We start from the raw sequence: 7,934 nt of genomic DNA on the forward strand, positions 1-7,934 counted from the left end.
AACGAACTTTGTGTATATTATAAATTAAGTAGACTATTAGAAAATCATCACTTTACTAAAATTAATGCATTGGTGTTTAAAACTATGGAAGAGTCAAGATAGATAGTACTGACAGGGTAGTTTAGCTAGTAATATTCATTTCGTTATGTTCAGCGTCGCTTGCTTACCTAATTAGGGATTAGTGCCATTCCTTAGTAAATATTGAATCGCCTCTCTCTAGTTAATCAAAAGTAAGCTAGTGAGAAGATTTTCTGTAACTTTAGTAATTTATTGATAGCTAGGTTAGCAATTACGCTTAAATGCTTCCGTCCAGATGAAACCTGCACGGTTTTTCACGTTCTGGCTGGATAACACGTGATGACCTCAAACCTCAAAAAGATATTGCCCCTCGACGAAAACAGCCTACCAGTGTGACTGATAGGTTAACATTGGAACGCACAAATATTAGTGGGTTGCGAGATTCATCGCTTGAGTCGGTACAGGTTTCCATTGTCAGTGCTGAAGAAAATGTCGCCTGCGGGCGAGGTTTCGATGTCTCGAATACGCTCTCCTAAATCTTCAAATATCCTCACTTCATCTGTCGCTTTGCCAGTGTCATCAAGTGTAACAACATTGATGTGGGTGAGTTTGAGCGCGCCTGATAACAGTTTCCCCTGAAGTTCTGGGAATTTCTCTCCGCGATACAGCACGAGCGAGCTGGGTGCGATGGACGGTACGTATATTTTTGTCGGTGCTTCAATGCCTTCTTTCTCAATCGGCTCACCAACTTGAATTGGCCCCCAATACTCCTTACCAAATGAAATCTCTGGCCAGCCGTAGTTTGCACCCTTTTTGATGAGGTTTATCTCATCGCCACCACGTGGCCCGTGCTCAATTGACCATAGCTTTTGAGTTTGGTCGTCATAAAACAATCCTTGCGGGTTGCGATGACCGTAGCTCCAAATTTCATTCAAGGTTGATGAATCGTTTGTGTAAGGGTTATCGCTTGGTGTACTGCCATCGGGCATTAAGCGCAATATTGCACCTGCGTGGGTTCGGGTATTTTGGCCGTTGCTGCGTTCACCACGGTCACCAATAGAAAAATACACGCTGTCGTCGTCAAACGCGATTCGGCTACCAAAATGTCGACCTGTGTCAGTTCGCGATTGAGAAACAAAAAGATCCTGCCAGTTAGTAAGGTTACCATCTCGATAGGTCATTGAGGCTAAAGTGGTTGCGCCTTCTCCGTCGACGTCTTTACTGTAAGTGACGTAGACCGTTGAGGCATCAAAAGGAGACAATGCGATATCAAGCAAGCCACCTTGCCCTTTCGCCCAAACGTCAGGAATGTCAGCCAGTGGTGTTTGTTCGCCAGTGGTGAGGTTGATGGATTTGATGCCGCCAGTGCGCTCAGTGACAAGCATGGTCGTATCGTTCACATACGCCAAGCCCCAAGGAATCACGAGGCCTTCAGTGATCTTTTCGGCTTGCCATGCGTAGGTTGGCATGGCGGCTATCGACAATACCAGTAGCCCGATTGTTTGATTCCGAGTCATCATTTCCCCTAACCTCTTTGTTTCGATTGTCCTGATAGTAGCGCTAAGTCTTCGTTTTTTCATGGAAATACTTAACAGAATGCTATGAAAATGGGTGGTTCATTCAGTCATTCTCTCTGAATCAAGTTATACCGACTAGTTAACCAAAAGGATTGACGCGCAAGCTTTTGGGTAAGCGCTGATCAAGGACATCGAGTATTTTAGCTCGAAGCCATTGCGTTGCTTGATCGCGATGCAGCCGGGTATGCCATGTCATTGAAATTGGCCCCGGTGCCATGCTGAAAGGTAACGCTTTTATGACGAGCTGACCGCTATTGACGGCTTTGAAGATGATAGGCAGTGGAATGGTGGTGATCATATCTGTGTTGGCAAGAAGGGTGGGGATGTTATAGCAATGGTTGACCGTCATCGCGATTCGGCGCGTGTGCCCGCTTTTTTCTAGTTTCTTATCCACTCCACCAGAGGCCTCACCCGACAAAGAAAGCAACAAATGTTCAGCGTTTGAGAAGTTATGGAGGTCCAATGTTTGGTTTGCAAGGGGATGCTCAGCGCGCATGGCACACACAAAGTGGTTATCAAACAAGTGCTGCGTGTGAACCTTGGATGAGTTGCCCTCAAAGTAATCCAGTACCAAATCAACATCGGCATTAAGCAGCAAGGCTTCACCATTGACATTATAAGGTACCGCGTGAATGTTCACGTTGGGTGCTTCGGCTTGGATACGCTCTTTCAAAGGCAACCAGAATAGATCGGCCATCCAGTCGGTGGCAGCAATTCGAAACGTGCGCTCTAGGTTTGCAGGAGCAAAGGCTTGTTGCGAACTTGCCAGTCGAATCGATTCCAATGGTTGGCCAATGTCGTTCCATAAACGCACTGCGTAAGGGGTAGGGCGAATTCCTCGGCCCTGTTTAACAAAAAGAGGATCGTTCCACGCATAGCGCATTCGTGATACCGCATTTGAGACAGAAGGCTGCGTCATCGCGAGTCTGTCTGCTGCGGCTGTGATGGATTGCTCTTGCATGATGGCGTCAAAGATTACCATCAGGTTCAGGTCTACGTTCGCCATAAAAGTTTAACGATCATTGAGAAGTCAGGCGTATCAGTGTTATCTAACCAATCATAAAAATCAATGAGTATGATACTAATCATCAATTAGACGATATGTATTGAATTGGGCAAAGTGGGTACATCAAAACGAACATACAAATAACTCCACGATGAACAAAAGGACAGACCTATGCGCGCTATCTACATTGAACAATATGGAAATGCAGACACATTAACTCTCGGTGAGTTAAACACACCCACGATCAAATCAAATCAAGTGCTCATCAAGGTGAAAGGCGCGGGTGTGAATCCGGTTGATTGGATGGTTCGCGAAGGGTTTCTGGCAAGCAGCGGTGAGCATGACTTGCCGCTGGTTCTCGGCTGGGATGCCGCGGGAGAGATCGTAGAAAAAGGCGATGGTGTCGCCAATGTCTCTCTGGGTGATGAGGTGTATGTGTATGCGCCGATTTCAGGGCAAGGAGCCTACGCCGAGTACTTGGCGGTCGACAGTGACTTGGTGGCGCTAAAGCCAAAGAGTTTGGACATGGTGACATCCGCCGCTGTGCCGTTAGCCGCAAGTACAGCGTGGCAATCACTGATTGAAGGGTGCCATTTAAAAGCGGGTGACCGAGTGCTGATACATAACGCGGCAGGTGGCGTGGGCAGTTTTGCTGTTCAAATTGCCAAGGCGAAAGGCGCTTACGTTATTGGCACCGCTTCAGGGTCTAAAAGAGCGTACGTTGAGGCCTTAGGTGTTGATGAGTTTATCGATTATCGCACTCAACAATTTGAAGAGGTGGTTAAGGATGTTGATTCCGTTTTAGTGGCCGTAGGGGCAGACAATACCGCAGAGCGATCATTATCGGTGGTGCGAAAAGGAGGGCACGTGGTTTCCTTAATTGATGAGGTGGATGAACCGCTTGCCAAGCAGCATGACGTGCACTTTCAGCGTTGGTGGGTAATGCCAAAGGCGAGTGACTTGCAACAGATCGCGAACTTGATAGATAGCGGCTCTATTAAGGTACACCTAGACAAAGTCTTCCCACTGGCGGAAGTAAAACAGGCCCATGCGCTCAGTGAATCAAAGCGTGCCCAAGGAAAAATTGTACTTGAAGTTTCAGCATAAGAAGGAAGAGATCATGGCGACCAAACAAGCATTTAGAAATAAGAATCTACCAGACATGCGTAACGCATTTAGCTGGGGCTACAAACTCAGTGATTTTGATGAGATATTTTTTGTCACCGGCCACGCTGACTGCAATCCTGAATTTGTGACTCAGCATGTTGGCGACCCCGTCGCGCAAACCCGCTTAATACTTGAACAAATGAAAGCGTTTCTGGAAGAAGCTGGGTTTAGCATCAACGATATTGTGCGCACCGACTGGACGTTTACGAATGACGTGAACTCTGAGCAATTTGGCGAAATTGCACAGGTGTGGGAAGAGTTTTTAACGGATGTTGAGGTAAAACCCGCGACCGGTACGTTGAGATATGTCCAACGACTCGGCATGCCCGACATGATGGTGGAATACGAAATGATGTTGGCTAGGTAGATTCGTTCGGCTGCGCTCCCTTCGGTGTGATATTGGTGGTATCTTGAATGTGCGATTATTATCGTCAACCATTTATTATCACCAAGCTATTTATAGCAACAAGCCAGAGGGAGCGCGCAGTGATTGTAGAAAGTATCCATCATGTCGCGATTATTTGTTCCGATTATCAGCGGTCGAAAGCGTTTTATACTGACGTACTTGGCCTTTCCATCATCGCGGAAAACTATCGAGAGAGCCGAGATTCTTACAAACTGGATTTGGCATTGCCGAACGGTGGTCAAATTGAGCTGTTTTCATTTCCCAACCCACCGGAAAGACCAAGCCGACCAGAAGCTCAGGGTTTGCGACACTTGGCATTTGTTACTGATTCAGTCGAGGCGGCAGTGAGTGAGTTGAACGCGTTGGGTGTGGAGGTCGAACCCATTCGTATTGATGAATTTACTGGGAAGAAGTTTACCTTTTTCCAAGATCCCGATGGGTTGCCATTAGAGCTGTATGAAAAGTAGGGGTTGCGGAATGAAGGGGACAACGCCAATCGGCACGCTTTTCAATGGTTGAATACGTCGCTGGCGCTGTAGTGGGGAAGTTTGACCATTGCGAAGCGAATGTTGGGCAGAGATTTATCTGCGCTTTAGGTTAATTCTAATATTTATCCACTAAGTTGGGCGTACTTGGTTAACGATGAGCAATGCAATCTCGCCCTTTCGATTTCGCGTCATAGAGTGCACTATCAACTCTTCTAACCAGTGAATTCCAATCATCATTTATTAGAGCTTGAGTCAATCCAATGCTCACGGTATATCTACCAGAAGACAATTCTTCACTTGATCTTTGTTTTGCGAGATTTCTGATTCTGTCAGCTATGAGCATTGCGCCTTCTTTTCTAGTTTCCGGCAGAATGACAACAAACTCTTCTCCACCATAGCGAAAACAGACATCGTTTTCGCGACAAGATTCTTCAAGAAGACGACTAAAGTGTTTAATCACAGTATCTCCCTGATCATGTCCATAGGTATCATTAACTTTTTTGAAATGATCTAAGTCGGCTAAAAGTATAGAGATATTGTTTTCTCGCCCTATTTGAATAAACTTCGGGCTGAGCTTTTTGAGCCCCCTCCGATTATAAAGACCAGTTTGCTCGTCGGTTATAGACGAATAATAGGCTTGCTTTAATAAACGATCCGTCAGCATCCAAAATACAGAAAATACTAGGCTAATCACTGTGATTGTAATGATAACGAAAGACAATTTATGGACATCTGATGTCAGATAATAGTCAACGATCGTTCCTTCTGTAAGAGCAAATACAGTTCTAAATACCATATACAACGCGTTTAGAAACAATGTCAGATTTAATAGACACCTTGCTTTTTTATTGTCTCGTTTCACCCCAGAATAGTTTGCATAGATGGCCAAGAGACACACAGTTACAACTAGAATGCTTCGAGTCTCTATTCTAGCGGCAACAGAAGGATTAATGATGGTGTTGTGAACAAAGAAGCCAATAGTAAAGACAGTCACGACAACGGATGTCGCTAGAAAAAATTTGCTAGCGCCTCGTAGAATGGTTATTCCCGCAAGCAGCAAACAAAAAGCAACGGTGTATGTGCCGTTGGAGAAAAAAACCACATATGAGGAAGATTGCGTAAACCCGAGTGAAAGTGGTGTAATGCTCACCCCTAACAGCAGAACAGAAAAACCAATATAGTTCACGCCCAAAGCGGTTCCTGCAAACATATATTTATGAGTGAGTAGCATTGCACTCGCAACAGTAATGGCTAGCAAAGAGCTATAAATAGCCAAGGTGTATATGTCCATAAAATCACCAGCAAAACGTAATACTCACACTCTCATGAGTATCGTTCAGTTTTTGTTATGTAAGCTGGCTGCAAGATAATATTTCACTATAGGTTGATGCATATCAATTTAGGGTCGTGTGCACTTGCAAACCTTAGAGTACCGATGGGTTAACTTGGACGTTTTTGGCAACTATCAGAGAAATAGGCGTTTATTTTGAATAGAGGGCATTGATTTCGTATGGTTTGTTGGAGAATTTGAACATCGCGCATCGTTTGCCCCTTAGATTGAAATGTGTATTTCAATAAGGGAGGTATAGTAAGTTGGTCGTATAAGTTTGTGATAAACAATTTACGGCAATAAATCTGGTCACTGCCAGTTTGCTGACGGGATAATCACAAGGTTACGTTTCTTTATTAACTTTAAATGCCTCAAGGCTCATCATTTCTTGCATGAACAAATCACCCGCCATGCTCGGCTCTTGCGCACTTAAATGCACTATTTCAGCATACCAAAAAGTCGATGTTCCTCCTTCAATTGAAAACTCTACAACTTTACCCGAGTCAATCCAAGGCTGTGCGATGACGCGTGGCAAAAATGCCCAGCCAATGCCTTGGGATATCATATTGAACATTTCTGGTAGGTTATTTACGTAACAAACCCGATGACTCACTTGAAAGCGTTTATCTAAGTTTACTTGCTTTAAATGTTTACTCTGAAGTTGTAATAGTTCCCTCACTTGCGTGTTAGAAACAATCGCCCCTTGATTAAACCACTGAGGAGAGGCGACTTCAACCAGCTCAAAATTGAAGGCGGTAAATTGGGTTATGTTGTCGAGCTCTGATAATGCGGATGCAATCAAGCCAATTTCAGCCTCTTTATTATTAATCCAATCAACCACTTGTAAGGTATCACCAACTAATACTTCTAATTCAATATTGGGAAACTCGGTCAAGATGGTTTGATAGCTACGACTAATAGCGGGGTGGCTTAACATACTATCAATGGCCACTGAAAATTTAGTGGGTATCGCTTGGTGTAAATCTTCAACCACCGCTGAGAAATAATTGGCTTCTCTCAATGTCGCTTTGGCGACGGGTAGCAAGTGTTTACCGGGTGCGGTTAAAACCAGTTTACGAGTCTGACGCTCAAATAGCTGAATATTGCTCTCTTCTTCTAGTGCATTCACTAATTCAGCAATCGTTGAGGCACGTTTGCCTAAGTTGATCGCGGCTTGTTTAAAGCTACCTTGCTCACAGGTACAGACAAAAGCTTGTAATTGTAATAACGAATACATAGAACGGAAACTCCTGTTTCATGGAACTAACTCACACCAGTAATTCCTTCATAATACATCACATCAAGTAGCAAACATAATTTCAAATAATCCATACATTAATCAAATACAGAGATACATATTATGAATATCATGGCGAAAAAAAGTATGAAAAAATCAATCATCGCATTAGCAGTCGTAGCGACAACATCCATGGGCCTTGTAGGTACATCTAGCGCTTGTTCACGTTTAATTACAGACACTGCTTCTCACGGCATATCGGTTGTACGTTCTTATGATTGGGGTGGCAGTGAGTTACAATCTATTGCACAAATTAACCCAGTGGGCACTGAGCGTGTCACCAAAGCAGTACCTGAATATGAGAACGCTGCGGAATGGACAGTGAAATATAAAACGATTTCATTTACCGAAGTAGAAACGTTCCACAACACAACAGGTGAGTCAATCAACAGTGAAGGTCTTTCGGCATCATTGTTATACCAAAACCCATCAAAAGACTTCATTAAAGATGTAAAAGACAACGGCAGCGCGGCTGTGCATATGTCTGATGTGGTGCCATTTTTAGTCGAGCAGTTTGCGACGGTTGAAGAAGTGGTTGCCTTCTATGAAGCGGGTAACTTCCAAACAGCATGGATCACAGGTATCGGCGGTCATCAGCACGGCTTCCATTTCTCAGTACAAGATAAATCAGGTGACATTGCATTA

General features: G+C 44.3%; 8 protein-coding genes. 4 read left to right on the plus strand and 4 right to left on the minus strand.

Translation table 11 applies throughout. The features are described from left to right. Positions 1-461: 461 nt before the first annotated feature. On the minus strand, positions 462-1,535 hold the full coding sequence (locus BCU12_RS07700) for a PQQ-dependent sugar dehydrogenase (RefSeq protein ID WP_102403768.1): 1,074 nt from the start codon (positions 1,533-1,535) through the stop codon (positions 462-464). Positions 1,536-1,674: 139 nt separating this feature from the next. Further along, positions 1,675-2,601, minus strand: coding sequence for a LysR family transcriptional regulator (locus BCU12_RS07705; RefSeq protein WP_102403762.1), 927 nt, complete (start codon positions 2,599-2,601; stop codon positions 1,675-1,677). Between the two features lie 171 nt (positions 2,602-2,772). Between BCU12_RS07705 and BCU12_RS07710 the strand changes: the two genes are divergently transcribed. From BCU12_RS07710 to BCU12_RS07720, 3 genes are all read left to right on the plus strand, one after another. After that, positions 2,773-3,708: an NADP-dependent oxidoreductase gene (locus BCU12_RS07710; protein WP_102403763.1), complete on the plus strand. Its 936-nt coding sequence runs from the start codon at positions 2,773-2,775 to the stop codon at positions 3,706-3,708. Between the two features lie 13 nt (positions 3,709-3,721). Continuing rightward, positions 3,722-4,135: a RidA family protein gene (locus BCU12_RS07715; protein WP_102403764.1), complete on the plus strand. Its 414-nt coding sequence runs from the start codon at positions 3,722-3,724 to the stop codon at positions 4,133-4,135. A gap of 122 nt (positions 4,136-4,257) precedes the next feature. After that, complete coding sequence (locus BCU12_RS07720) at positions 4,258-4,641, plus strand: VOC family protein (RefSeq protein ID WP_198599282.1); 384 nt, start codon at positions 4,258-4,260, stop codon at positions 4,639-4,641. A 169-nt stretch (positions 4,642-4,810) separates the two neighbouring features. Here the strand turns inward: BCU12_RS07720 and BCU12_RS07725 are convergent, their stop codons facing one another. Further along, positions 4,811-5,953 (minus strand): GGDEF domain-containing protein, encoded by a 1,143-nt coding sequence (locus tag BCU12_RS07725; protein ID WP_102403766.1) that lies wholly within the window; start codon positions 5,951-5,953, stop codon positions 4,811-4,813. 382 nt (positions 5,954-6,335) lie between these two features. Beyond that, positions 6,336-7,229 (minus strand): LysR family transcriptional regulator, encoded by an 894-nt coding sequence (locus BCU12_RS07730; RefSeq protein ID WP_102403767.1) that lies wholly within the window; start codon positions 7,227-7,229, stop codon positions 6,336-6,338. A gap of 147 nt (positions 7,230-7,376) precedes the next feature. On the opposite strand from BCU12_RS07730, the gene BCU12_RS07735 reads away from it, so the two are divergent. Then, positions 7,377-7,934: linear amide C-N hydrolase (locus tag BCU12_RS07735; RefSeq protein WP_198599281.1), on the plus strand; the 558-nt coding region annotated here is incomplete at its 3' end.

This window comes from Vibrio sp. 10N.261.55.A7 (assembly GCF_002877365.1).
Lineage (GTDB): Bacteria > Pseudomonadota > Gammaproteobacteria > Enterobacterales > Vibrionaceae > Vibrio.